At 74.0% G+C, this 21,428-nt stretch carries 21 protein-coding genes; 6 read left to right on the top strand and 15 right to left on the bottom strand.

The genetic code is table 11. From position 1 onward, the window contains the following. Positions 1-687, bottom strand: a 687-nt coding sequence (locus ACTZWW_RS20555; protein ID WP_444782835.1) for a DUF2125 domain-containing protein, incomplete at its 3' end; no start/stop codon positions are given. 189 nt (positions 688-876) lie between these two features. Between ACTZWW_RS20555 and ACTZWW_RS20560 the strand changes: the two genes are divergently transcribed. Next, positions 877-1,464: a gamma-glutamylcyclotransferase gene (locus ACTZWW_RS20560; protein ID WP_444782836.1), complete on the top strand. Its 588-nt coding sequence runs from the start codon at positions 877-879 to the stop codon at positions 1,462-1,464. A 13-nt stretch (positions 1,465-1,477) separates the two neighbouring features. Here the strand turns inward: ACTZWW_RS20560 and ACTZWW_RS20565 are convergent, their stop codons facing one another. Both ACTZWW_RS20565 and ACTZWW_RS20570 read right to left on the bottom strand, forming a co-directional pair. Continuing rightward, positions 1,478-2,032, bottom strand: coding sequence for a hypothetical protein (locus ACTZWW_RS20565; protein WP_444782837.1), 555 nt, complete (start codon positions 2,030-2,032; stop codon positions 1,478-1,480). Positions 2,033-2,166: 134 nt separating this feature from the next. After that, positions 2,167-3,090, bottom strand: coding sequence for a hypothetical protein (locus ACTZWW_RS20570; protein WP_444782838.1), 924 nt, complete (start codon positions 3,088-3,090; stop codon positions 2,167-2,169). A 416-nt stretch (positions 3,091-3,506) separates the two neighbouring features. Between ACTZWW_RS20570 and ACTZWW_RS20575 the strand changes: the two genes are divergently transcribed. Together ACTZWW_RS20575 and ACTZWW_RS20580 are read left to right on the top strand one after the other, a co-directional pair. Further along, complete coding sequence (locus tag ACTZWW_RS20575) at positions 3,507-4,535, top strand: aspartate-semialdehyde dehydrogenase (protein WP_444782839.1); 1,029 nt, start codon at positions 3,507-3,509, stop codon at positions 4,533-4,535. Between the two features lie 93 nt (positions 4,536-4,628). After that, positions 4,629-4,979 (top strand): antitoxin Xre/MbcA/ParS toxin-binding domain-containing protein, encoded by a 351-nt coding sequence (locus ACTZWW_RS20580; RefSeq protein WP_444782840.1) that lies wholly within the window; start codon positions 4,629-4,631, stop codon positions 4,977-4,979. An 82-nt stretch (positions 4,980-5,061) separates the two neighbouring features. Here the strand turns inward: ACTZWW_RS20580 and metK are convergent, their stop codons facing one another. The 12 genes from metK to ACTZWW_RS20640 form a co-directional block, all read right to left on the bottom strand. Then, the gene (gene metK / locus ACTZWW_RS20585; RefSeq protein WP_444782841.1) at positions 5,062-6,216 is read right to left on the bottom strand and encodes a methionine adenosyltransferase; all 1,155 of its coding nucleotides are present in this window, start codon (positions 6,214-6,216) and stop codon (positions 5,062-5,064) included. A 125-nt stretch (positions 6,217-6,341) separates the two neighbouring features. Beyond that, positions 6,342-6,785, bottom strand: coding sequence for a helix-turn-helix domain-containing protein (locus tag ACTZWW_RS20590; RefSeq protein WP_444782842.1), 444 nt, complete (start codon positions 6,783-6,785; stop codon positions 6,342-6,344). 73 nt (positions 6,786-6,858) lie between these two features. After that, a complete protein-coding gene (gene lnt / locus ACTZWW_RS20595) occupies positions 6,859-8,469 on the bottom strand; it encodes an apolipoprotein N-acyltransferase (RefSeq protein WP_444782843.1) in 1,611 nt (536 codons plus the stop codon). After that, positions 8,466-9,971, bottom strand: a complete 1,506-nt coding sequence (locus tag ACTZWW_RS20600; RefSeq protein ID WP_444782844.1) for a CBS domain-containing protein — start codon at positions 9,969-9,971, stop codon at positions 8,466-8,468. Before ACTZWW_RS20600 ends, lnt begins: the two co-directional genes overlap by 4 nt. Positions 9,972-10,001: 30 nt before the next feature. Then, positions 10,002-10,499, bottom strand: coding sequence for an rRNA maturation RNase YbeY (gene ybeY, locus ACTZWW_RS20605; protein ID WP_444782845.1), 498 nt, complete (start codon positions 10,497-10,499; stop codon positions 10,002-10,004). Continuing rightward, a complete protein-coding gene (locus tag ACTZWW_RS20610; RefSeq protein WP_444782846.1) occupies positions 10,496-11,551 on the bottom strand; it encodes a PhoH family protein in 1,056 nt (351 codons plus the stop codon). Before ACTZWW_RS20610 ends, ybeY begins: the two co-directional genes overlap by 4 nt. A 58-nt stretch (positions 11,552-11,609) precedes the next feature. Beyond that, positions 11,610-13,034, bottom strand: a complete 1,425-nt coding sequence (gene miaB, locus ACTZWW_RS20615; RefSeq protein ID WP_444782847.1) for a tRNA (N6-isopentenyl adenosine(37)-C2)-methylthiotransferase MiaB — start codon at positions 13,032-13,034, stop codon at positions 11,610-11,612. Positions 13,035-13,134: 100 nt separating this feature from the next. After that, positions 13,135-14,016, bottom strand: coding sequence for an HpcH/HpaI aldolase/citrate lyase family protein (locus ACTZWW_RS20620; RefSeq protein WP_444782848.1), 882 nt, complete (start codon positions 14,014-14,016; stop codon positions 13,135-13,137). Between the two features lie 90 nt (positions 14,017-14,106). Next, positions 14,107-16,506, bottom strand: a complete 2,400-nt coding sequence (locus ACTZWW_RS20625) for a methyl-accepting chemotaxis protein (RefSeq protein ID WP_444782849.1) — start codon at positions 16,504-16,506, stop codon at positions 14,107-14,109. A 206-nt stretch (positions 16,507-16,712) separates the two neighbouring features. Next, positions 16,713-17,249 carry a hypothetical protein gene (locus ACTZWW_RS20630; protein WP_444782850.1) on the bottom strand — a complete coding sequence of 179 codons (537 nt, stop codon included), beginning with the start codon at positions 17,247-17,249 and terminating at the stop codon, positions 16,713-16,715. A gap of 70 nt (positions 17,250-17,319) precedes the next feature. Continuing rightward, positions 17,320-17,697, bottom strand: a complete 378-nt coding sequence (locus ACTZWW_RS20635) for a hypothetical protein (RefSeq protein WP_444782851.1) — start codon at positions 17,695-17,697, stop codon at positions 17,320-17,322. A 193-nt stretch (positions 17,698-17,890) separates the two neighbouring features. Continuing rightward, positions 17,891-18,316, bottom strand: a complete 426-nt coding sequence (locus ACTZWW_RS20640) for a (deoxy)nucleoside triphosphate pyrophosphohydrolase (protein WP_444782852.1) — start codon at positions 18,314-18,316, stop codon at positions 17,891-17,893. Between the two features lie 242 nt (positions 18,317-18,558). Between ACTZWW_RS20640 and ACTZWW_RS20645 the strand changes: the two genes are divergently transcribed. From ACTZWW_RS20645 to ACTZWW_RS20655, 3 genes are all read left to right on the top strand, one after another. Beyond that, positions 18,559-19,683, top strand: coding sequence for a type III polyketide synthase (locus ACTZWW_RS20645; protein WP_444782853.1), 1,125 nt, complete (start codon positions 18,559-18,561; stop codon positions 19,681-19,683). Then, complete coding sequence (locus tag ACTZWW_RS20650) at positions 19,680-20,405, top strand: methyltransferase domain-containing protein (RefSeq protein WP_444782854.1); 726 nt, start codon at positions 19,680-19,682, stop codon at positions 20,403-20,405. Before ACTZWW_RS20645 ends, ACTZWW_RS20650 begins: the two co-directional genes overlap by 4 nt. Further along, a partial coding sequence (locus ACTZWW_RS20655; RefSeq protein WP_444782855.1) for an NAD(P)/FAD-dependent oxidoreductase occupies positions 20,402-21,428 on the top strand: 1,027 nt, incomplete at its 3' end. The genes ACTZWW_RS20650 and ACTZWW_RS20655, both read left to right, overlap by 4 nt.

A 21,428-nucleotide genomic window follows, 5' to 3' on the forward strand; every position in this document is an offset into this window, starting at 1 on the left:
CCGCAGCTGCGCCTCGACGTCGGTCGGCGCGGCCACGGCGGCCGCCGCGGGAAGGACATCGCCGACGCCCGGCGCCTCCAGCGCGACCGCACGCAGGACGGCATCGATCGGCCCCTCCAGACGGGTGGCGCCGGGGCTCGGTCGGACGTAGAGCTCCGCCCGTGCGGCCTGCGCCGCCAGGGGCGTCGGCAGCCCGGCGGCCGCGACACGGGCGCGGGGATCGGCGACGACGACGGCGAGCTGCTCCGTGCCCCGGCCGAGATTGCGGACGGAGGCCTCGAGCAACGTCCATTCGACATCGAGCGTCCCCTCGGGCGTGCGCGCGGCGAGCGGGCCGTCGACCTCGACGATGACGTGGCGCGGCTGGTAGACCTGCGCCAGGGCCCGGGCGGGGCCGAGATCGAGGAAGAGGCCGTCGTCGGTCTCGAGCGCGAGGCGGGCGCAGGATATCTCGATGCGGAAGGGGAAGCCGCCGATGCGCCGGTCGGCGCAGGTCCAGGTGCGGCCTTGCGAGACCTGCGCGGCGAGCCGCGCGTCGAGCTCCGAGGCGACGCGCTCCCGGATCACGAACCAGGCGATGCTCCAGGCGACGACGAGGAGCCCGAGCAGGACGAAGGGCGTGAACAGCCACACGCGCGACCCCCTGCGGGGCGCCCGCGTCCGCTCGGGCCGATCCGGTGTCGTCATCGTGGCGCGCTCCTCGAGGCTCGCTCGCCCGCCGGCGGGCGCCGGGACGGGCGCGGCGGGTGGTAGCGGAAATACCGGGAGGCGGCAAATGGCGCGTCGCCGCGGCGGTCGAGGTCGTGGCGGTTGCGCCGCAGCGCGTCGAGGCTTAGGCGTCGGACGCGGACGACGGGGACGATGGACGGAGTGCGGATGACGACGGGTGAGGATGCCGATCTGTGGGTGTTCGGCTACGGGTCGTTGATGTGGCGGCCGGGCTTCCCGTTCCTCGAGCGCCACGCCGCGCGGGTGCGCGGCTTCCATCGCTCGCTGTGCGTCTACTCGCACGTCCACCGCGGCACGCCGGAGCGGCCCGGCCTCGTGCTCGGCCTCGACCGCGGCGGCTCGTGCCGCGGCGTCGCCTTCCGGGTGGGCGCCACGCATGCGCAGGAGACGATCGCCTACCTGCGCGCCCGCGAGCAGGCGACGGCGGTGTACCTGGAGCGCCGGCTCGCGGCACGGCTCGCGGACGGACGGCTCGTGACGGCGCTGACCTACGTCGTCGATCGCGCGCATCTGCAATATGCCGGGCGGCTCGACCTCGACGAGACGCTGCGCATCGTGCGCGGCGGCGTCGGCCGGTCCGGCGCGAACCCGGACTACGTGCTCTCGACGGCGGTGCACCTCGTCGAGCTCGGCGTGCACGACCCGCATCTGGCACGCCTCGCCGCGGCGCTGGCGGAGGATGCCTCACGCCTGCCCGGCGCCGGCTCGCCGCCGCCGGTGACGCGAACAGGGTGACCGGGCCACCGGCTCAGCGGCGCGTCCCCCGCCGCCTCGGCCCCGCTTGATCGCGTGGTGGGGCCGTGCGCACCGGGAGCGTACGGTCGTCGCGTTCCGGCGCACCGCGCCGTGTGCGCCCCGTGCGCCGAACGCATCGCTCGCCTGCTTGCTCGCCCGTTCCTCGCATGCCGAGATCGGCGGCCACGGCGCGGCGCGCATCCGCGGTCTCGGCCAGCCGGTGCAGATGGATCTCCGTCGCGCCCCCCGCTGCCGCCCGTTCGAGCCAGGCGCGTCGGCGGCCGGGCGTCGCCAGGGTGTCCGCCGTCGTGGCGGCGCGAACGCGCGCCGGTCCCGCCTCGGGACGAACGACCGCGAGCGCGACCGTGCCGTCGAGGTCGTCCGGGTCGACGGCGGCGAGGGCGTGTACCGCGACCACCACGCGGCGCCCGGAGCGTCCCCGCCAGGCGGAGAGCGCCGCTGCGGAAGGAAGGCCGGCCACGGCACGCAGCGGCTCCTCCCGCGCGCGCGCAGAGGCTGCAGAGGCTGCGGTGTCCCCGGCCAGCGTTCCGCCGCGCAGGCCCCGCAAGGCGTCTCTCCAGAACAGGCCGTGAATGTTCCTCATGCGTTCTAGATAGGCCTGCTCTCGGGCGACGTCAATACCGTTGGGCTCGGAGGTCGACGCGGTGCATCGCCCGGGGTTCCCCGCGCGGGCCTCGCCGCTCAGGAGGACGCCCCGAGTCGGGCGGGGCGCGGCGGCGGTGCAGGGGCGGTAACGCGCACGGGAGTGGCGGTGGACGCGGCGGCGTCGATCGCGGCGACGGTGCCCGGATCGGCGCGGTCAGCGCAGCCGCGGTCCCCGCGGGTCGCCGTCGCCCGGGCGAAGGCCTCGGCCAGCGCCGCGTCGCCGCCGGGGTCGAGCAGCACGAGCCCGTCGACGAGGCAGGCGAGGCGCTCCGGCGTCGCCTCGGGCGTGCCCTCTTGGGCGCACAGCCAACCCGAGAGCCGGGGGCCGGCGCCGCCACGGAAGGCGAGGCAGGCGCGCACGGGGCCGTTCTCCAGGACGAGCGGCGCCGCCTCCAGCACGCCGAAGCCGGTCGCCACCGCCTCCGGCTGGCCGCTCGACGCGATGGCGAGGCCGGCCTCCGCGGCGGCGAGCGCCACCTCGACGAAGAAGGCGCGCGGCGCCTCCAATGCCGCATCCGGGGCGGCACTCGGTGCGGCGCGGTGCAAGGTGAGGCGCAGGTGCGTGCCGCCCTCGGCGAAGCCGCCGAAGACGAGGGCGTCCTCCCGTGCGCCGCTCCCGTGGACGCGCGCCGCGTGGCGCGAGGCGAGGCCGCCGACGCCCGGCGCGTCGAGGCCGAGCACGATCTGCGGCGTCTCGAGCGCCCGCCAGGCCGGCGGCGGTGCGGTGAGGACCGGATCGGGGCGGGCGAGGAGATCCGCGATGTCTCGGGGCCCGTCCTCGAGCCCCGGAGGCGGTGGCGCCACGGCGAGGACGAGGAGCCCGACGCCGGCGAGCGCCGTCAGGAGGCCCGAGAGCCCCTGCGCGAGGCCGCGATCGGCCGCGGCGGCGGGAACGTTCTCGTCCCAGCCCGCCCCCAGCTCGATGAGCTCCGCCTCGCGAAATCGCCGCGCCGCGCGCATGGTCCCGCCATCCCTCCCGTTCGTCCGGCGCGAGCCTCGGCCCGCGCCGGCGAACGGCCGGTTACCGGCGCCCGCCTTTCGCGCGGGAGCGTGAATCCATCGTTGCATCGCCGTCGCCGCGGTCGTCCGAGCCCGCGTGCGCGCGTCTTGACAGGCGCGGCGTTCGGCGTCAGGAACGGATGGACGACCCGGCGCATTCGACCGGGCGGCGAACGAGAGCGAGACGATGCGTCCGGCCGTGATGACCACGCGCAAAACGACCACGTCCACGACGGCGGCCACCACGCGCCGCTGAACGCCCTCTCGTTCCCGGACCCCTCCCCGCCGGGCGGGAGGTCCGAGCCCGCAGGCGGCACGCGCCGCGCGGGCGTCGCGAAACCCGGGGAGCCCGGTTCCATCGCGAGGAGAAGCATCCCATGGGTTACAAGGTCGCCGTCGTCGGAGCGACGGGCAATGTCGGGCGCGTCATGCTCGACATCCTCTCCGAGCGTGCGTTCCCCGCCGACGAGGTCGTCGCGGTCGCGTCGCGCCGCAGCCAGGGCGTCGAGGTCTCCTTCGGCGACAGGACGCTGAAGACGCGGGCGCTCGACAGTTTCGACTTCTCCGACGTCGACATCTGCCTGATGTCGGCGGGCGGCGACGTCTCGAAGGAATGGGCGCCGAAGATCGCGGCGCAGAACTGCGTCGTCATCGACAACTCGAGCGCCTGGCGCATGGACCAGGACGTGCCGCTCGTGGTGCCGGAGGTGAACGCCGCCGCCGTCGAGGGCTACCGGAAGAAGGGCATCATCGCCAACCCGAACTGCTCGACGGCCCAGCTCGTCGTGGCCCTGAAGCCGCTGCACGACGCGGCGACGATCAAGCGCGTGGTGGTGGCGACCTACCAGTCGGTCTCCGGCGCCGGTAAGGAGGGCGAGGAGGAGCTCGACCGCCAGACGCGGGCGGTCTACTCGCTGCAGGAATTCGCGCCCAAGAAGTTCCCCAAGCGCATCGCCTTCAACCTCATCCCCCAGATCGACGTCTTCATGGAGGACGGCTCGACCAAGGAGGAGTGGAAGATGGTGGCCGAGACGAAGAAGATCCTCGACCCGAAGATCAAGCTCACGGCCACCTGCGTGCGCGTGCCGGTGTTCGTCTCGCACTCGGAGGCGGTGAACGTCGAGCTCGAGCGGCCGCTCTCGGCGGACGAGGCGCGCGCGCTGCTGCGCTCGGCGCCTGGCGTGATGGTGATCGACAAGCGCGAGCCCGGCGGCTACGTCACGCCCCACGAGGCCACCGGCGAGGATGCCACCTACGTCTCGCGCATCCGCGAGGACATCACGGTGGAGAACGGCCTCTCCTTCTGGTGCGTCTCCGACAACCTGCGCAAGGGCGCGGCGCTCAACGCCGTGCAGATCGCCGAGGCGCTGATCAATAGGAAGTTGATCTCGCCGAAGGCGGGGTGAGGGAAGAGGGTGCGAGGGCGGTCGCGCCCTCGCAGCCTCCTTGTATGCCACTCGTTCAGACGATATATTGCGTCAGTCCAAGTGGAGGATGATATGCGTCTCGATGCTTTCGCCGAGCACGGACAGTTCGCGCCGGGTCGTATCGCGGAACAGCTGCGTACGACGCGCGACGAGGTCGCCCAGACCGTCGGCCTGGGCCGCGACGCGGTGCTGCGGCCCGAGCGGATCGCGAGCGCCGTGACGCAGGCACGCTTGCGCGATCTGGTCGAAATGCTCAGCCGCGTCGAGCCCCGCTTCGGGTCGGCGCTCATCGCCTACGCCTGGTACCGCTCGGAGCCGCTGGCCGGCTTCGGCGGGCGGACAGCGATGCAGCTCGTGCGGGAGGGCCGGGCGAGCGAGGTGATGGACTGCATCGACGCGGTCGACGCCGGCGTCTTCGCCTGATCGCGGCCTGCCGTCCGAAGAAGGGCGGCGATCCCCGCGGATCGCCGCCCGTTCCGTATCGACCTGGAAAGGCCGCGCCCGCTCAGAACGCCCGCTTCAGGCTGTCGGCGAGGTCCGTCGCCTCCCAGGAGAAGCCGCCGTCCGCCTCGGCCGGGCGGCCGAAGTGGCCGTAGGCCGCGGTGCGGGCGTAGATCGGCCGGTCGAGGCCGAGCTTCGTGCGGATGCCGCGGGGCGAGAGGTCCATCGCGTCCATCAGCACCGCCTCGAGCTTGGCCTCCTCGACCCGGCCGGTGCCGTGCGTGTCGACGTAGATCGACAGGGGCTTGGCCACGCCGATCGCGTAGGAGAGCTGGATCGTGCAGCGCGAGGCGAGGCCCGCGGCGACGACGTTCTTGGCGAGGTAGCGCGCCGCGTAGGCGGCCGAGCGGTCGACCTTCGTCGGGTCCTTGCCGGAGAAGGCGCCGCCGCCGTGGGGCGCCGCGCCGCCATAGGTGTCGACGATGATCTTGCGACCGGTGAGCCCGGCATCGCCGTCGGGGCCGCCGATGAGGAACTTGCCTGTCGGGTTGACGTGCCACACGCAGCTCGGCTCGATCCAGTTCTCCGGGAGCGACTGGCGCACGTAGGGCTCGACGATCGCGCGCACGTCGTGCGAGGTCAGGTGCTCGTCGAGATGCTGGGTCGAGACGACGATCTGCGTCACGCCCATCGGCTTGCCGTTCTCGTAGCGCACGGTGACCTGGCTCTTGGCGTCGGGGCCGAGCACCTTCGACTCGCCCGACTTCCGGGCGTCGGCGAGGGTCTTGAGGATCTTGTGCGCGAAGAAGATCGGCGCCGGCATCAGCTCGGGCGTCTCGTCGCAGGCGTAGCCGAACATGATGCCCTGGTCGCCCGCGCCCTCGGCGTCGACGCCCTGGGCGATGTCGGCGGACTGCGCGTGGAGGTGCACGTCGATCGAGCAGCTGTCCCAGTGGAAGCCGTCCTGCTCGTAGCCGATGTCCCTGATGGCGAGGCGCGCCAGGTGGGCGATGTAGTCGTGGGTGATGGACTTGGGCCCGCGCGTCTCGCCTGCGATCACGACCTTGTTCGTGGTCGCGAGCGTCTCGCACGCCACGCGGGCCTCGGGCATCTCGCCCAGGAAGGCGTCGACCACCTCGTCGGAGATCCGGTCGCAGACCTTGTCGGGATGGCCTTCGGACACCGATTCGCTGGTGAACAGATAGCTGGAGCGCGCCACGGCGGGAGATCCTTTCATTCCTGTCCGAACGGCACGCGCAGCACCGTCCGATAAAACGGATGAACTGATCTCTAGATGCCATCAACCGGCGGTGGGGTCAACCCGTCAGAGCGAACGCGTCCGCTCTACCGAACGGCAGCGCTCGCATCCCCGGCCGCCTCGTCCTCGCCGGCGAGCGCCTCGACGAGCTCGACGATGCGCTTGCGCACCTTCGGATCCCGCACCCGCACGAAGGCGCGCATCAGGTGCAGCCCGTCGGACGTGGAGAGGAAGTCCGAGACGTAGGCGGGCGTCGGCGGCTCGGAGAGCCCGTCGCCGACGGCGGGGGGCGTGCCCTCGAGCTGCGGCGCGCCCTCGTAGAAGAACTCGACCTGTACGCCGAGGATCGAGGCGATCTGGTGCAGCCGGCTGGCGCCGATCCGGTTGGTGCCCTTCTCGTACTTCTGCACCTGCTGGAACGTCAGCCCGAGGGCCTCGCCCAGCTTCTCCTGGCTCATGCCGACCATCATCCGGCGCATGCGCACGCGGCTTCCGACGTGCTTGTCGATCGGGTTGGGAGACTTCTTCAACGCATCGCTCCTGGCGGGAAACCGTCGCCCTCGGATGAGGGCTCGCCCCGTTGCGGGGACCTCGGCGAACCTGTCAGGCGGCGCCGACCCGCGGGTCGCGTGCGCGCTGGAGCAGCGCCGCCGCGACGCACGTTAGAAGCAAGATTGCAAAAACGCCATCTCCGAAACGCGCGTACAGGGTGGGCTCGAGCGCGCGCGGCAGCCCGGCGTCGAGAGTGCCGGCGACACCCAGGTCGAGACGCTGCACGACGCGCCCGTACGGATCGACCACCGCGGAGATGCCCGTATTGGCGGCGCGCACGAGGGGAAGCCCCTCCTCGACCGCCCGCAGGCGCGCCTGCGCGAAGTGCTGGCGCGGGCCCGGCGTATCGCCGAACCAGGCGTCGTTGGTGAGATTGAGGAGCGCACCCGGGCGCTCGCCGTCGGGGGTGACGGCGCCGGGAAAGACGGCCTCGTAGCAGATCAAGGGCGCAATTTCTGGTAGTCCTGGCACGGAGAGGATCCGCCGTTCCGTTCCCGCTGCGAAGCCTCCGGGCACGTCGACGAAAGTGCGTAACCCGACAGTTTCCAGCGCCCACGCGAACGCATCCGGCAGATACTCACCAAAAGGAACGAGATGCACCTTGTCGTAGGTGTCGCGGATGGTGCCGTCGTCGCCGAGCACCTGTATCGAGTTGTAGAACACCCCCTCCTCGCCCGGCAGCCAGCCCTCGTCCAAGCGCGCGGCCCCCGTCACCAGCAGGGCGCCGGGAGGCAGCAGGGCCGCGATCTGCGCCAGCGCCCGCGGCTCGCGGTGGAGCAGGAAGGGGAACGCGGATTCCGGCCAGACCAGGTGCGTGACGTCGCGCATGCCGGTCCTCTCGGGGGAGGCGGCGCGATCCGACAGCCCGATGTAGGCGCGCATGACCTCCTCGCGCCGCGCCGGGTCGTTCTTCGTCGTCTGCGGCAGGTTCGGCTGGACGACGCGCAGCGCGACGCCCGGGACCTCCGGGACCGGCGCGGCCGGGACCCGCCAGAGGCCGGCGGCGAAGAGCGCGGCGAAGGCACACGCGGCGAGGAGGCTCGGGACGGCACGCGCGGCCGGCGTGCGGCCGGTGGCGATCGTCGCGGGCGCCGCCGCGATCGCCACCGCGAGGAGGCCGAGCCCGTAGAGCCCCAGGATCGCGGCCGCCTGCATCGTCCGCACGTCCTGGGCGAGCGCCATGCCGAGCGCGTTCCAGGGAAAGCCCGTGAACAGATGGCCGCGCAGCCATTCCGCCGCGGCGAGCCCGGCGGCCAGCGCCAGGACGCGCCAGGCGCCCCGCGACCAGAGGAGCCGCGCGAGCGCGAAGCCCAGCGCCGAGAACAGCGCGAGGATCGCGGGCAGCGCGATCACCCCGAGCGGCATCGCCCAGGCGAAGCGCTCCGCCTCGATCAGGAAGGCGGCGCCGAGCCACCACAGCCCTGCGAGATGGTAGCCGAAGCCGAAGAGCCAGCCGATCCAGGCCGCGCTGGCGAGCGTCCGTGCATCTCGGCGGGTGCCGAGACCGTCGAGGAGCCAGACGGCCGGGACGAGCGCCACGACGAGCGCGGCGAAGACGCCGAACGGCGGCATCGCGAGCGCGCCCGTCGCGCCCGCGAGGACCGCGATCAGTGCGCGCCGCCAGCCCCAGGCGAGGACGACGCGGTGGGCGAGCGCGGTCATGCGGGTGGCTGCCGCCGCTCGGTCTCGCCGGGCGCCTCCGCGGGGGAGGCCGGGGCGGCGTCGGAGGGCGGACCCTCGGTCGGGGGGGCCGGCTCGGCCACCGGCTCCGGCGCCGACCCGGGCGCGTGATCGGCAGCGGCGCCCTGCCCCTCGTCTTCGGAGCGCCCCCCGCGCCGGCCGGCGATGCCGGTCGCGACGCCCGCGGGCACGAGCCGCAGGCTCGGGTCGCGGCGATGGACGCGCACGCGCTTGAGCCGGCGCGGATCGGCGTCGAGCACCTCGAACTCGAAGCTCTCCGGCCCCGCGATCAGCTCGGATCGAGCCGGCACGCGCCCGGCGAGCGCGACGATGAGGCCGCCGAGCGTATCGACGTCCTCGGCCACCTCGGCCTCGGTGAAGTCGTACCCGATCACCTGCGAGGCCTCCTCGAGGTCCGCGCGGGCGTCGGCGACCCAGGTGTCCGGGCCGCTCGCGCGGATCATCGCCTGGCTGGCGAGGTCGTGCTCGTCCTCGATGTCGCCGACGACCATCTCGACGAGGTCCTCGATCGAGACGAGCCCGTCGGTACCGCCGTATTCGTCGATGACCAGCGCCATGTGGGTGCGCGTGGTCTGCATGCGCACGAGCAGCTCCACGGCGGGCATGGAGGGCGGCACGAACAGGACGGGCCGCAGGATGCGTGCCGAGGCGAGCGTCGCCGAGAGGTCGATGTTGGAGAGGCTCACAGCGTCGAGCGCCTTCGCGGCCGCCGGCTTGCCCTCGCCGGGCCGGCCGTTGCCGGCCTTGTCGGAGCCGGCCCTTTCGGAACCGACCTTGGGCTCGGGACGGCTCGTCACCTTCGCGTCGGGGGTGCTCGCCGCCGCCTTGGCGGTGGGGACCTTGGCGGAGGTCGCTCTCCCGCCGGGCGCCTTCGCCGGCCTGGCGTCGCGCGGCTCGCCGTCGGCGGGCTTGCCCGTCGTGCGTCCCGCCTCCTTGCGCCGGCGGGGGCCACCGCTCTCGGCCCGGGCGACGAGATAGTCGAGGAAGTCCCGGATGTGGACCATGCCCTTGGGGTCGTCGAGCGTCTCGCCGTAGACCGGCAGGCGCGAATGGCCCGCGGTGCGGAACACACGCAGCATCTCGCCGAGCGAGGTCTCGTGGGCGACGGCGACGATGTCGGCGCGCGGCACCATGACGTCGTAGACGCGCATGCGGTGGAAGCGCAGCACGTTGCGCAGCATCGCCCGCTCGTGCGCCGAGATGCCGGGGTTCTCGGCGGTGAGCGCCAGCAGGTCCTCGAGGTCGGCCCGGGTCGTCTCGCGCGAGCGCAGCCCGACGCGCGCGAGCAGTCGGTCGATCCAGCCTTCGCGGGAGCCCTCGCGGGCGGAGCGCTCGGCGTCCTCGCCGGCGCCGCCGTCCGCGGGGGCGGGACTTCGGTCGCCCTCGCGGGGGTCGCGGGCCGCCTCCGCGGCGGCCGTCGGAGGGGGCGAAGGGCGGGGGGGTGTGGAAGTACCGTCGGTCATCGTCCGTTCGTCGCGCTGCGATGGGTGGCGTCAGGGCTTGCCGGCAGCGGGCGTCCCCGCGTACGGATCGGGGACCCCGATGAGCGCCATGGCCCGCGTCTCCAGCGCCTCCATCTCCTCGGCGGCCGCGTCGGTCTCGTGATCATACCCGAGACAGTGCAGAACGCCATGCGCGAGGAGGTGGGAGGCGTGGTCGGCGAGCGTCTTGCCCTCCTCCCGCGCCTCGCGGGCGAGGGTCTCGAAGGCGAGGACCACGTCACCGAGCGGGCGCGGGCCGGGAAAGCCCGGCGTGGGAGCGGCGGGAAAGGACAGGACATTGGTCGGCTTGTCGATGCGTCGCCACTCCCGGTTGATATCCCGCATGGCGTCGTCATCGGTGAGGAGAAGCTCCAGCGCCACCAGCCCCTCGACTCCCGCGACCACGAGGGCCGCCTCGGCGGCGCGTGCGCACACGCCCTCGACGTCGCCCAGCGCATCCCAGGGGCCGGCCTCGATGGTCAGGTCGAGGGTGAGGTCGACTGCGCTCACGCCCGCGTCTCCGGCCGGCCGCGACCCCGCCCGCGATCGCCACCGGAAGCCCCCTCGGGACCCTGGGCGGCCACGCGGGCGCGGAAGTCCGCGTCATATGCCGCGACGATACGCCGCACCATGTCATGGCGCACGACATCCCCCTCGGCGAAGCGGATCCGCCCGACGCCCTCGACGCCCTGGAGGATGCGCGACGCCTCCACCAGCCCGGACGCCTGACCCTGGGGCAGGTCGATCTGCGTCGGGTCGCCGTTGACGATCATGCGCGAGCCCTCGCCCAGGCGGGTCAGGAACATCTTCATCTGCATGGTCGTGGTGTTCTGCGCCTCGTCGAGCAGCACCACCGCGGAGGTGAGGGTGCGCCCGCGCATGAAGGCGAGGGGCGCGATCTCGATCATGCCGGTGGTGAGCCCGCGCTCGACGTGGCGGGCCTCCATGAAGTCGTAGAGCGCGTCGTAGATCGGGCGCAGGTACGGATCGACCTTCTCGCGCATGTCGCCGGGCAGGAAGCCCAGCCGCTCGCCGGCCTCGACGGCCGGGCGGGTGATGATGATCTTGTCGACGTCGCCGCGCTCGAGCAGCGACACCGCGAAGCCGACGGCGAGCCAGGTCTTGCCGGTGCCCGCCGGCCCCTCGGCGAAGACGAGCTCGTGGGCCTTGAGAGCGCGCAGATAGGCGTCCTGCGCGCGGTTACGGGCCTTGACGAAGCCGCGCCGGCGCGTGGCGACGCCCTCGAAGCCCGCGGTCGCGGGCTCCCCTGCGGTGGGGTCGCCGGCGGGGAAGAGGACGCCCTGCATCGCGCTCTCCTGGATGGCGCCGTCGACGTCGCCGGGCGTGAGCGGAGCCCCGTCGCGCACCTGCTCGTAGAGGCTCTCGAGCACGCGCCGCGCCTGCTCCGTCGCCTCCGGCGTGCCGCGCAGGACGACGCAGTTGCCGTTGGCGTTGGCGAGCACGCCGAGCCGGCGCTCGAGATGCGCGAGATTCTGGTCGTAGTGGCCGATGACGAGGCTCGCGAGCCTGTTGTCGTCGAAGGTGAGGCTGATCTGCGCCATCTCCTCCACGCCCGGGTGGCCCGCGGCCCTCCGGGTCGTCGCGTCGCCGCGGGGGCGGTCAGTCGACGGCAAAGGCGGCTTCTCCTGCGAAAGCGTTCGTCGAAACGGATGACGGCGCGGCGGACGCGTTCGTCGCGTCGAACGCACTGACCGGCACCTCCGCGAACAGGCTGTTCGAGCCCGTGCGGCCGATGCGCACGGCGGCGATGTCACCGGGCGCGAGGCGCGCGCCCTCGATCACCACCGCCTGCAGCCAGGGCGACTTGCCGGCGAGCTGACCGGGATGGCGCCCGGGCTTCTCGACCAGCACCTCCGCGACCCGGCCCACCGTGGCGCGGTTGAAGGCCCGGCGCTGCTCCTCGAGGAGCGCCTGGAGCCGGGCGAGCCGCTCGACCTTCACCGGCTCCGGCACCTGATCCGCCTCGTCCGCCGCCGGCGTGCCGGGGCGCGGGGAGTACTTGAAGGAGAAGGCGGAGGCGAAGCCGACATCCGCGACGAGGCGCATCGTGTCTGCGAACTCCGCGTCCGTCTCGCCCGGGAAGCCGACGATGAAGTCCGACGAGAGCGCGATGTCGGGCCGCGCGGCGCGCACGCGATCGACGATGCGCCGGTAGTCGTCGGCGGTGTGCTTGCGGTTCATCGCCGCGAGCACGCGGTCCGAGCCCGCCTGGACCGGCAGGTGCAGGTAGGGCATCAGCTGGGGCAGGTCGCGATGGGCGGCGACGAGATCGTCGTCCATGTCCCGCGGATGGCTCGTCGTGTAGCGCAGGCGCGCGACGCCCTCGATCTCGGCGAGCGCCCGCAGCAGCCGCGCCAGACCCCAGGTCCGCCCGTCCGGCCCCTCGCCGTGATAGGCGTTGACGTTCTGGCCGATGACGGTGATCTCCCGTACGCCGGCCGCGGCGAGCGCGCGGGCTTCCGCCAGCACCTTCGCCACGGGGCGCGAGACCTCCGCGCCGCGGGTGTAGGGCACGACGCAGAACGAGCAGAACTTGTCGCAGCCCTCCTGCACGGTGAGGAAGGCGGTGACGCCGCGCGCGCGCACGCGCCGCGCGTCGAGCGCGGGCAGCGCGTCGAACTTGTCCTGCGGCGGAAACTCGGTGTCGACCACGCGCCCACGCTCGGCCGCACGCAGGATCTCGGGGAGGCGCTGGTAGCTCTGCGGGCCGACCACGGCGTCGACGACCTGCGCGCGCTTGAGGATCTCCGCCCCCTCGGCCTGGGCGACACAGCCGGCGACGACGACCGTCGTCTCGCGCCCGGCGGCCGCGCGCTCCTGCTTCATCACGCGCACGCGACCGAGCTCGGAATAGACCTTCTCGGCCGCCTTCTCGCGGATGTGGCAGGTGTTGAGGACGACGAGATCGGCCTCCTCCGGCACGTCCGTCTGGGCATAGCCCTCCGGCGCGAGCACGTCGGTCATGCGCTCGGCGTCGTAGACGTTCATCTGGCAGCCGTAGGACTTGACGTAGACCTTCTTCACGCGGCGCTGATCTCCCGGCTCTCGCCCCTCCTATCTATGCGAGGGCGCGGCGCGATGGAAGGGCGCGGACCGGATTCCGCGGGCGCGCGCCCACGCCGCGTCAGCCCCGTGCGGCGATGGCGTCGGCGAGCGCCACGGTGCGCCGGGCCATCTCGGCGTGGAGGCGCTCGACCATGCGTCCGTCGAGGGCGATGGCGCCGCGCCCGGCGTTCTCCGGCTCCTCGAAGGCGGCGATGATCGCGCGGGCCCGTGCGACCTCCTCCACGTCCGGCGCGAACAGGCGGTTCGCCGGCGCGAGCTGCCTGGGGTGGATCAGGGTCTTGCCGTCGAAGCCCATGTCGCGCCCCTGGACGCATTCCGCCTCGAGCCCCTCGGCGTCGTCGAGGCCGTTGAAGACCCCGTCGAGGATGTCGAGCCCCTCGGCGCGCGCGGCGACGAGCGCCTGCATCAGCCAGGGCAGCATCGCGGCGCGCCCGGGCAGAAGCCGCGCGCGGGTCTCCTTGGCGAGATCGTTCGTGCCCATGACGAGGCAGGCGAGACGGTTGAGCGGATCGCGCGCCGCCGCCGCGATCTGGGCGACGTGGAGGATCGCGGCGGGCGTCTCCACCATCGCCCAGATGCGCGTCCCGTGCGGGGCGCCGAACGCGTCGAGCCGGGCGCCGACGCGGCCGAGATCCTCCGGCGCAGACACCTTCGGCACGAGCACGGCCGCGGGGCGGCAGGCGGCGGCCGCCTTCAGGTCCTCCTCGCCCCAGGGCGTCTCGAGCCCGTTGACGCGCACCACGACCTCGCGGTGGCCGAAGCCGCCGGCCCGCACCGCCTCCCAGATCTGCCCGCGGGCGGCCTCCTTCGCGTCGGGCGCGACCGAATCCTCGAGGTCGAGGAGCAGCACGTCGGTGTCGAGGCTCTTCGCCTTCTCCAGCGCGCGGGCGTTCGAGCCCGGCATGTAGAGGGCGCTGCGGCGGGGGCGGATCGGGGTCATTCGGCTCTCTCGGCGGACGGATGTGGGCCGGTGCGATCTTGAGCCCCCGGCACGCGCGACACCACCCCGCGAAAAGGATGATGCGCGCCCTCAGGCCGCGCGCGCGCCGGAGCGCGCCGCCCGCGCCTCGTAGCGCGCCACGACGGCGCTCATGTCGCTCGCCGCACGGACGCCCACGTGGGAGCGCGACGCCCAGGCGAGCTCGCCCTCGACGTGGGTCCCGTCCTCCCAGGCGACGGTGACCGGCGCGCCAGGCTCGAGCACCGCCCGCCCGCGCCCTTCGGCTGCGCCGATCACGACCTTGAGGCCCGCGCTGCAGACGTCGACGAGGCTCGCCGCGACCTCGATGCCGTCGACGGCGAGCACGACGGGGTCGCGCGCAGGCACGCGGGTCTCCGAACGCCTCTCCGAGACGTCCTCCGCGACCCCGCCGACGAACTCCTCGACCGCCCTGGCCATGTCCTCCGCCACGCCCGCCACGCGATCGGAGACCGCGCGCACCCGGTCGGCCTCGGCGCGCGCGTCCTCGATCGCGTGCGTCACGACGTCGAGGCTGCGGGCGACCTCGGCTGACCCCTCCGCCGCGCGGCCGATCGCCCGGGCGATGTCGCGGGTCGAGCCGTCCTGCACCGACACCGCGCCGGCGAGCGCCTCGGCGAGCGCGGCGATCTCGCCGATCGTGTCGGCGATCGTGTCGATGGAGCCGACCGCGTCGCCGGTCGCGCCCTGGATCCCGGCGATCTGGCCGGCGATCTCCTCGGTCGCCCGCGCCGTCTGCTCGGCGAGCGTCTTCACCTCGGCGGCGACGACCGCGAAGCCGCGCCCGGCTTCACCGGCCCTGGCGGCCTCGATCGTGGCGTTGAGCGCGAGCAGGTTCGTCTGCTCCGCCACGTCGCGGATCAGCGCCACGACCTCGCCGACCGACTCCGCACCCTTCGCCAGCGCGCCGACCGTCGCGGTGGCCCGCTCGGCGATGGCCCGGGCGTGCGCGACGCGCTCGCTCGTGGCGCGCGCCTGGCCGGCGATCTCGCGGATCGAGCCCGCGAGCGCCTCGCTCGAGGCGCCCACCGCGCGCACGTTCTCGTCCGCCTGCGCCGAGGCCGCGCCGGCGGCCCGCGCCTGGTCGGCGGCCGACGCGCTCGCCGTCGTGAGGCGTGCGGACGTCTCGCCCATGGCCCCGGTCTCCGAGGAGAGCGCGCTCTCGACCCGCGCGGCGGTGTCGCGGAAGCGCTGGACGAGCCCCTCGATCCGGTCCTGGCGCGCCAGCTCCTTCTCCCGGTCCGCACGGGCCTGCGACTCGAGCCGCGCCCGGGCGAGGGCGTTGTCGCGGAAGACGGCGAGCGCGCGGCCCATGTCGGCGACCTCGTCGCGCCCGGCGAGCGGCGCGAGATCGACCGCCGCCGCCCCGCCGGCGAGCGCGGTCATCGCCTGCGTCGCGCGCACGATGCGGCCGGCGACGCGCACCTGGAAGTAGCGCACCGCGAGCCCGGCCCCGACGAGGCCCGCCAGTGCCAGGGCCGCGATGGCGAGGAGCTTCGCGCGCGCCGCCGCGCGCATCTCCGCGGCGAGCGCGATGTTGGCGTCCCCGGCTGCGACGACGACCGCGACCGCGGTGTCCAGCGCCTCGGTCGAGCGCGCGAAGTAGGTCTCGAAATCGACGGGGTAGGCGGCCGTGCCCGCGCCGGCGTAGAGCGCCCGGCGCAGGGCCTCGTAGTCCTCGAAATAGGTCTCGCCCACCGCGGCGAGCGCCCGCGACACCGCCGGGTCGAGGGTCGCGCGCGAGGCGAGGCTCCGTGTCAGCCCCCAGGACTGCAGCACGCGCCCGTGCGACTCGTGCATCTCGGGGAGGTTCTCGGCGGGGACGGGCGTGCCGAGCGCGGTGGCGATGGCGAAGTAGGTGCGCTCGCGCCCGCCGTACTCCCGGATGATCCAGGCGCGCTGCATGAGGAGGTCGTGCGCCGCGATCGCCGCCGGCGTCTCGTTCGCCGCCGGGCGCACGACGTCGCCCAGCGCGTTGATGGCCGCGATGGTCTCCTTGAGCCGATCGATCGTGCCCGCGTCGGCGTTCCGCCGCTGGGGCGCGGGTGCGGCGAGCGCGGGGTCGACGACGGCGCGGATCTCGGCGAGCGCCGTGCGATGCCGGGCGAGGCCCTCGGCCAGCTCCGGCTCGCCGGGCAGATCCACCGCCGCGAGATGGTCCTCGAGCGCGGCGAAGAGCGCGTCGGACTTCGCGCGCTGGGCGTCGAGCATGGCCCGGAACCGCGGGGGGAACGCGTCCGGCAGGGCGAGGCCGACCTGCGAGAGAGAGCGCTCGAGCGAGATCTCGATCGTGGCCTTGTTCAGGTACGACAGCGCGGTGACCCCGTCGCCCACAGCGACGGCGGTGGAGAGGCGGCGCATCTCCGTCGTCACCGCCACCGCGGCGGCGACGACGACCGCGACCGCGACCGCGCCGGTGAAGAGAAGGCTCGTGCGACGGATGGACGGCATGGAGACGCTCCGCAGGCGGCCCCGGGGGCGGGCGCTCGAACGAGGAAACGCCCGCACGCTAGATCACGCGTGGTTTAGCATCGCTTAAGTTCGAGAAGAACCGCATCCGAGAACGACCGAAAGCGCACGCTCGACCAAGGCCGGGCGCGCGCTTGCTTTCAACAATCGATTTTTGTGAAATAGCCGACCCGTTCGACCGGGTCGGATCAGGTGTCCTCTTCCTCCGGATCGTCACCGGTCTCGACCGGGCGCAGCGGACCCATGCGCGGCGCCGAGAGCGCCTCGGGCTCCGGCCGGCCGGTGGTCGGACGGCCGATCATGTCGACGACGCCGGCGATCGGGTCGACGAAGCTGCGGTCGGTCTGGACGATCTCGTAGCCCTCCTCGGCGGCGGCCTCGGCGGTCCAGGCGTCGAGGCACATGCGGCACAGCTCCATGAGCTGCATCATCTCGTCGTTGGTGAGGTCCGAGGCGCCGAACTGCCCGGTGACGTAATCCATCATCGTGGCGAGCTTCTGCTCCTCGGTGAGGTCGTCGCGCCCCGCGACGAGCGCCTCGGCGGCGTGCATGGCCTGCATCAGCTCGCCCTCGGTCGCGCCGAGCGCCTCGGCGCTCTCCGAGAGCAGCATGTGGAAGGCGGGATCGCCCTGGAGCGCCTCCATCCCGCCGGCGGGTGCGCCGACCGGCGCTCCCGTCGATCCCATTGCGCCCGCGCCGTGTCCCGCATGCACACCGTTGGCCATCACGTCGTCTCCCGTCTCGTCGTGCCGAAGTGTCTTCCGAAGTGTCGTCCGGAGGGTCGTCCGGAGAGGATCAGTCGCGCACCGCCGCGCGGCGACAGCAGCCGGCCTGCGCGGGGGTGGCGTCGTTCGCGGCACCGCCGAGCGAGGCGGCCATCGGCGCCTGCGCCGCCGAGACGCCGGCGACCAACGGACGGGCCGCGGAAGCATGGGAGAGGCCGTTCCGGCCGGCGCTCACACGCGCCTGCGCCCCCCGCTCCGCATCGCGCTCGGAGAGCCCGGCATACATCGCCTCGAGCGTGGTGCGGTCGAAGCCCAGCGCGGCGCGCAGCGTCTCGTCCGAGATCTCGGGGCGGTCGTTGAGATGCTCCACGAAGCGCCGCATCACCTTCGCCTTGATGCGATCGCGGGCGGGCTGGGGGATCTCCTCGATCGAGCCGACGCGGATCATGCCATACGCCTCCAGCCGGCACACAGGCCGTAGAGAGAACTCGCGGTTGAACGGAGTGAACGATAAGCCGAGCGCAGAGTCAACAGATCCTCAACGCGCTCGGCGCATAAGGTGAACGCGCGCGCATCACCATCACGCAGGCAGGCCCATAGGACGCGGCGGGACCATGTTCTGCGGTAATGCGACGCCTTCGTCAGCCGAGGGTGTCGATCAGGGTCGCGATCAACGGCTCATCCGCCGGCGGCATTGGATAATCGCGCAGGCGGCGGGGCGCGACCCATCTCAGGGCGGCGTGCTCGCGTGCCTGCGCGAAGCCCTGCCAGCGCCGGCAGATGTAGAGCGGCATCAGCAGGTGGAAGTCGTCGTAGGCATGGCTCGCGAAGGTCAGCGGCGCGAGGCAGGCCTCCTGCGTGACGATGCCGAGCTCCTCCTCGAGCTCCCGGATCAGCGCCGCCTCCGGCCGCTCGCCGGGCTCGAGCTTGCCGCCTGGGAATTCCCACAAGCCGGCCAGCGCCTTTCCCTCCGGCCGCTGGGCGATCAGCACGCGCCCGTCCGGATCGACGAGGGCGACGGCGACGACGAGGAGGATCTTCACGGGCGCGGGCTCCGGCTCGGTCATGCCCGCTCATAGCCGAGCGCCGTCGTCCTGTCAGCGCCCGAGCTCGACGGCGCCGGCGGCGTCGCGCTCCGGGTGCGGCACGCGGGCGCGCGGCGCGGGCGAAACCGTGGCCGCCGGGCGCTCGTATCCGTCGTCGGACGCGCGTCGGCGCGGGCGCACCGCCGAACCCGGGGGGCGGCTCGCGGCTTGTCCGCCCGTCGCCACCGGGCTCCACCCACGGTCCGGAACGAGGAGGAACCCGCTTGCCGCAAGTCGCCCCCGTCGTTGCCCCCGCGGTCGCCCCCGCGGTCGCTCACGTCGTCGCCGTCGGCCGCGCGCGGCCCCCGCACGAGGTCCACGGCGCCTTCCGCGCCTTCGCGGAGGCGACGCTCTCGGCCCCGCGCGAGCGCGCGCTGTTCCGGCGCATGGCGGCCCGGTCGGGGATCGAGAGGCGCTGGTCGACCCTCGCGCCGGCGACCGACGGCGGGGACGCCGTCGACACGGAGGGCTTCTATTCCCGCGGCCGCTTCCCGGGAACGGCCGCGCGCATGCGCCGCTACGCCGAGGCGGCGCCCGCCCTGGCCGAGGCCGCGGTGCGCGACCTCGCGACGCACACGCCGCTCGGCACGATCACGCACCTCGTCGTCGCGTCCTGCACCGGGTTCTGCGCACCCGGCGTCGACCAGCGCCTCGTCGAGCGGCTCGGGCTCGACCCGGACGTCGAGCGCGTCGTGCTCGGCTTCATGGGCTGCGCCGCCGCCGTGAACGCGCTCAAGACCGCGCGCCACATCGTGCGCTCGGAGCCGGAGGCGCGGGTGCTCGTCGTGTGCGTCGAGCTGTGCACGCTCCACCTCCAGGACGTCGACGACCTCGAGACCATGCTCTCGGCGATGCTGTTCGCCGACGGCGCGGCGGCGGCCCTCGTCAGCGCCGAGCCGCGGGGTGTCGCGCTCGGGCCCTTCCGCGCGGTGACGATCCCCGCGACGGCGGACCGGATCACCTGGGACGTCGCCGACTCGGGATTCCTGATGCATCTCTCGGGCGCGGTGCCGGTGGCGATCGAGAGCACGCTCGCCCGCGAGCGAACGCGCAACGACGCGGGCGGCGTGCTGGCCGGCACGCCGGCCGACGCCATCGCGCTTTGGGCGGTCCACCCCGGCGGGCGCACGGTGCTCGACGCGGTCGCCGCCGGGCTCGACCTGCCGGACGCGGCGCTCGCGCCGGCGCGTGCGGTGCTGCGCGAGCATGGCAACATGTCCTCGCCGACCGTGCTCTTCGTCCTCGCCGAGCTCCTTGCGCGGCCCGGCCCGCCCGGCGAGCCGGGGATCGGCATGGCCTTCGGGCCGGGCATGGTGGCCGAGACCTTCCGCTTTGCGAGGGCGGCGTGAGCCCGCGCTTCGACGCCGCCCGGCGCGCCCCCGGTCCCGAGCTGATGGACGATCCCGCCGTCGAGCCTGCGACGCTCGCGGCCTGCTACGCCGATCTCGCCGGCGTCACCACGCTGACGCTCGGCCGTCGGCCGGTGCTCGACTTCGTCGCGCGCGCCGCGCGGCGCGCGCCGGGACGTCGGCTCGTCGTGCGCGATCTCGGCTGCGGTGACGGCGACGGACTGCGCGCGCTCGCCGCCTTCGGCCGCCGCCGCGGTCTCGACCTCGCCCTCGAGGGCGTCGACCGCTCGCCCACGGCCATCGCCGCCGCCCGCGCCGCGAGCGACCCCGCCGACGCGATCGCCTGGCGGGTGGGGGACGCGCTCGCCGAGGACGGCGCCCGGCCGGACCTGATCGTCACCTCGCTGGTCGCGCACCACCTCGACGACGAGGCGATCCCGGCGCTGCTCTCGGGCATGGAGCGGCGCGCCCGGCTCGGCTTCCTCGTCAACGACCTGCGACGCAGCCGCCTCGCCTTCCACGGCTTTCGGGCGCTCGCGACGATCCTGCGTCGCCATCCCTTCGTGCGCCACGACGGGCCGCTCTCGATCGCGCGCAGCTTCGTCGAGGCGGACTGGCGCCGCTACGCCGTCGCGGCCGGCCTCGCCGACGCGGTCGCGATCCGCCGACGATTCCCCTTCCGTCTCGTGGTCGAGCGGCTGCGCGCGGAGCCGCTGCCGTGAGCGCACGGTCGACCGGAGGCGACGTCCTCGTCGTCGGCGGCGGGCTCGCGGGGGCCGCCTGCGCGATCCGACTCGCCGAGGCGGGCGCGGACGTCGTCCTCGTCGAGCGCGAGGCGGGGGCGCACGACAAGGTCTGCGGCGAGTTCCTGTCGGCGGAGGCGGCCGCGATGCTCGACGGGATCGGGCTCGCGGACGCGCTCGCCGGCAGCCCGTCGATCTCGCGGCTCGCCCTCGTGAACGGGACGCGCAGCGCCGAGGCGGACCTGCCCTTCGTCGCCCGCGGGCTCACCCGCGCGCGGCTCGACGAGGCGCTGCTCGCGCGCGCGGCCGCGGCGGGCGTGGCGCTGCGCCGCGGCCGCGCCGTGCGCAGGCTCGACCGGGAAGGGGCGCGGGAGGGCGGGCGCTGGTCGGCGCGGCTCGACGGCGGCGACGTCGTGACGGCGGCGCGCGTCGTGCTGGCCACCGGCAAGCACGACCTGCGCGGCCACGCCCGGCCCGACCCCGCCGATCCCGGCCTCGTGGGGCTGAAGGTCCATCTCGCGCTGGCGCCCGACGCGACGGCGCGGCTCGACGGGCGCATCGCGCTCGTGCTCTTCGCCGGCGGCTATGCCGGGCTGCAGCGGGTCGAGGGCGGACGGGCGAACCTGTGCCTCGTCGCGCCCGCACGGCGGCTGCGCGCGGCCGGCGGCCTCCCGCGGCTGATCTCCGGCATCGCGGCCGGGACGCCGGCGCTCGCCGCCCTCCTCGCAGACGCACGCGTCCTCGGCGAGCGACCCCGCGCGATCGCGCGCATCCCCTACGGCTTCGTCCACCGGCCGTCGCGCGCCGATCCGGAGGGCCTCCTGCGCGTCGGCGACCAGGCCGGGGTCGTGCCCTCGTTCTGCGGCGACGGGATGGCGATGGCGCTCTACGGCGGCCTCGCGGCCGCGAACGCGCTCGCGGCCGGGGAGGACGAGGCACGTCACCACGCCCGGCTCGCGGAGGCGATCGGCCCGGCGATCCGGCGCGCGCGGGGGCTCGAGC

The organism is Salinarimonas sp. NSM (assembly GCF_052380005.1).
Classification (GTDB): domain Bacteria; phylum Pseudomonadota; class Alphaproteobacteria; order Rhizobiales; family Beijerinckiaceae; genus Salinarimonas.

What these genes read in the sequence shown, in the direction of transcription:
- ACTZWW_RS20575 (WP_444782839.1), top strand. Translation starts at nt 3,507, where the DNA reads ATGGGTTACAAGGTCGCCGTCGTCGGAGCGACGGGCAATGTCGGGCGC.
- ACTZWW_RS20625 (WP_444782849.1), bottom strand. Translation starts at nt 16,506, where the DNA reads ATGCCGTCCATCCGTCGCACGAGCCTTCTCTTCACCGGCGCGGTCGCG.
- ACTZWW_RS20620 (WP_444782848.1), bottom strand. Translation starts at nt 14,016, where the DNA reads ATGACCCCGATCCGCCCCCGCCGCAGCGCCCTCTACATGCCGGGCTCG.
- ACTZWW_RS20640 (WP_444782852.1), bottom strand. Translation starts at nt 18,316, where the DNA reads ATGACCGAGCCGGAGCCCGCGCCCGTGAAGATCCTCCTCGTCGTCGCC.
- ACTZWW_RS20600 (WP_444782844.1), bottom strand. Translation starts at nt 9,971, where the DNA reads ATGACCGACGGTACTTCCACACCCCCCCGCCCTTCGCCCCCTCCGACG.
- lnt (WP_444782843.1), bottom strand. Translation starts at nt 8,469, where the DNA reads ATGACCGCGCTCGCCCACCGCGTCGTCCTCGCCTGGGGCTGGCGGCGC.
- ACTZWW_RS20630 (WP_444782850.1), bottom strand. Translation starts at nt 17,249, where the DNA reads ATGGCCAACGGTGTGCATGCGGGACACGGCGCGGGCGCAATGGGATCG.
- ACTZWW_RS20610 (WP_444782846.1), bottom strand. Translation starts at nt 11,551, where the DNA reads ATGGCGCAGATCAGCCTCACCTTCGACGACAACAGGCTCGCGAGCCTC.
- ACTZWW_RS20560 (WP_444782836.1), top strand. Translation starts at nt 877, where the DNA reads ATGACGACGGGTGAGGATGCCGATCTGTGGGTGTTCGGCTACGGGTCG.
- ACTZWW_RS20580 (WP_444782840.1), top strand. Translation starts at nt 4,629, where the DNA reads ATGCGTCTCGATGCTTTCGCCGAGCACGGACAGTTCGCGCCGGGTCGT.
- ACTZWW_RS20635 (WP_444782851.1), bottom strand. Translation starts at nt 17,697, where the DNA reads ATGATCCGCGTCGGCTCGATCGAGGAGATCCCCCAGCCCGCCCGCGAT.
- ACTZWW_RS20570 (WP_444782838.1), bottom strand. Translation starts at nt 3,090, where the DNA reads ATGCGCGCGGCGCGGCGATTTCGCGAGGCGGAGCTCATCGAGCTGGGG.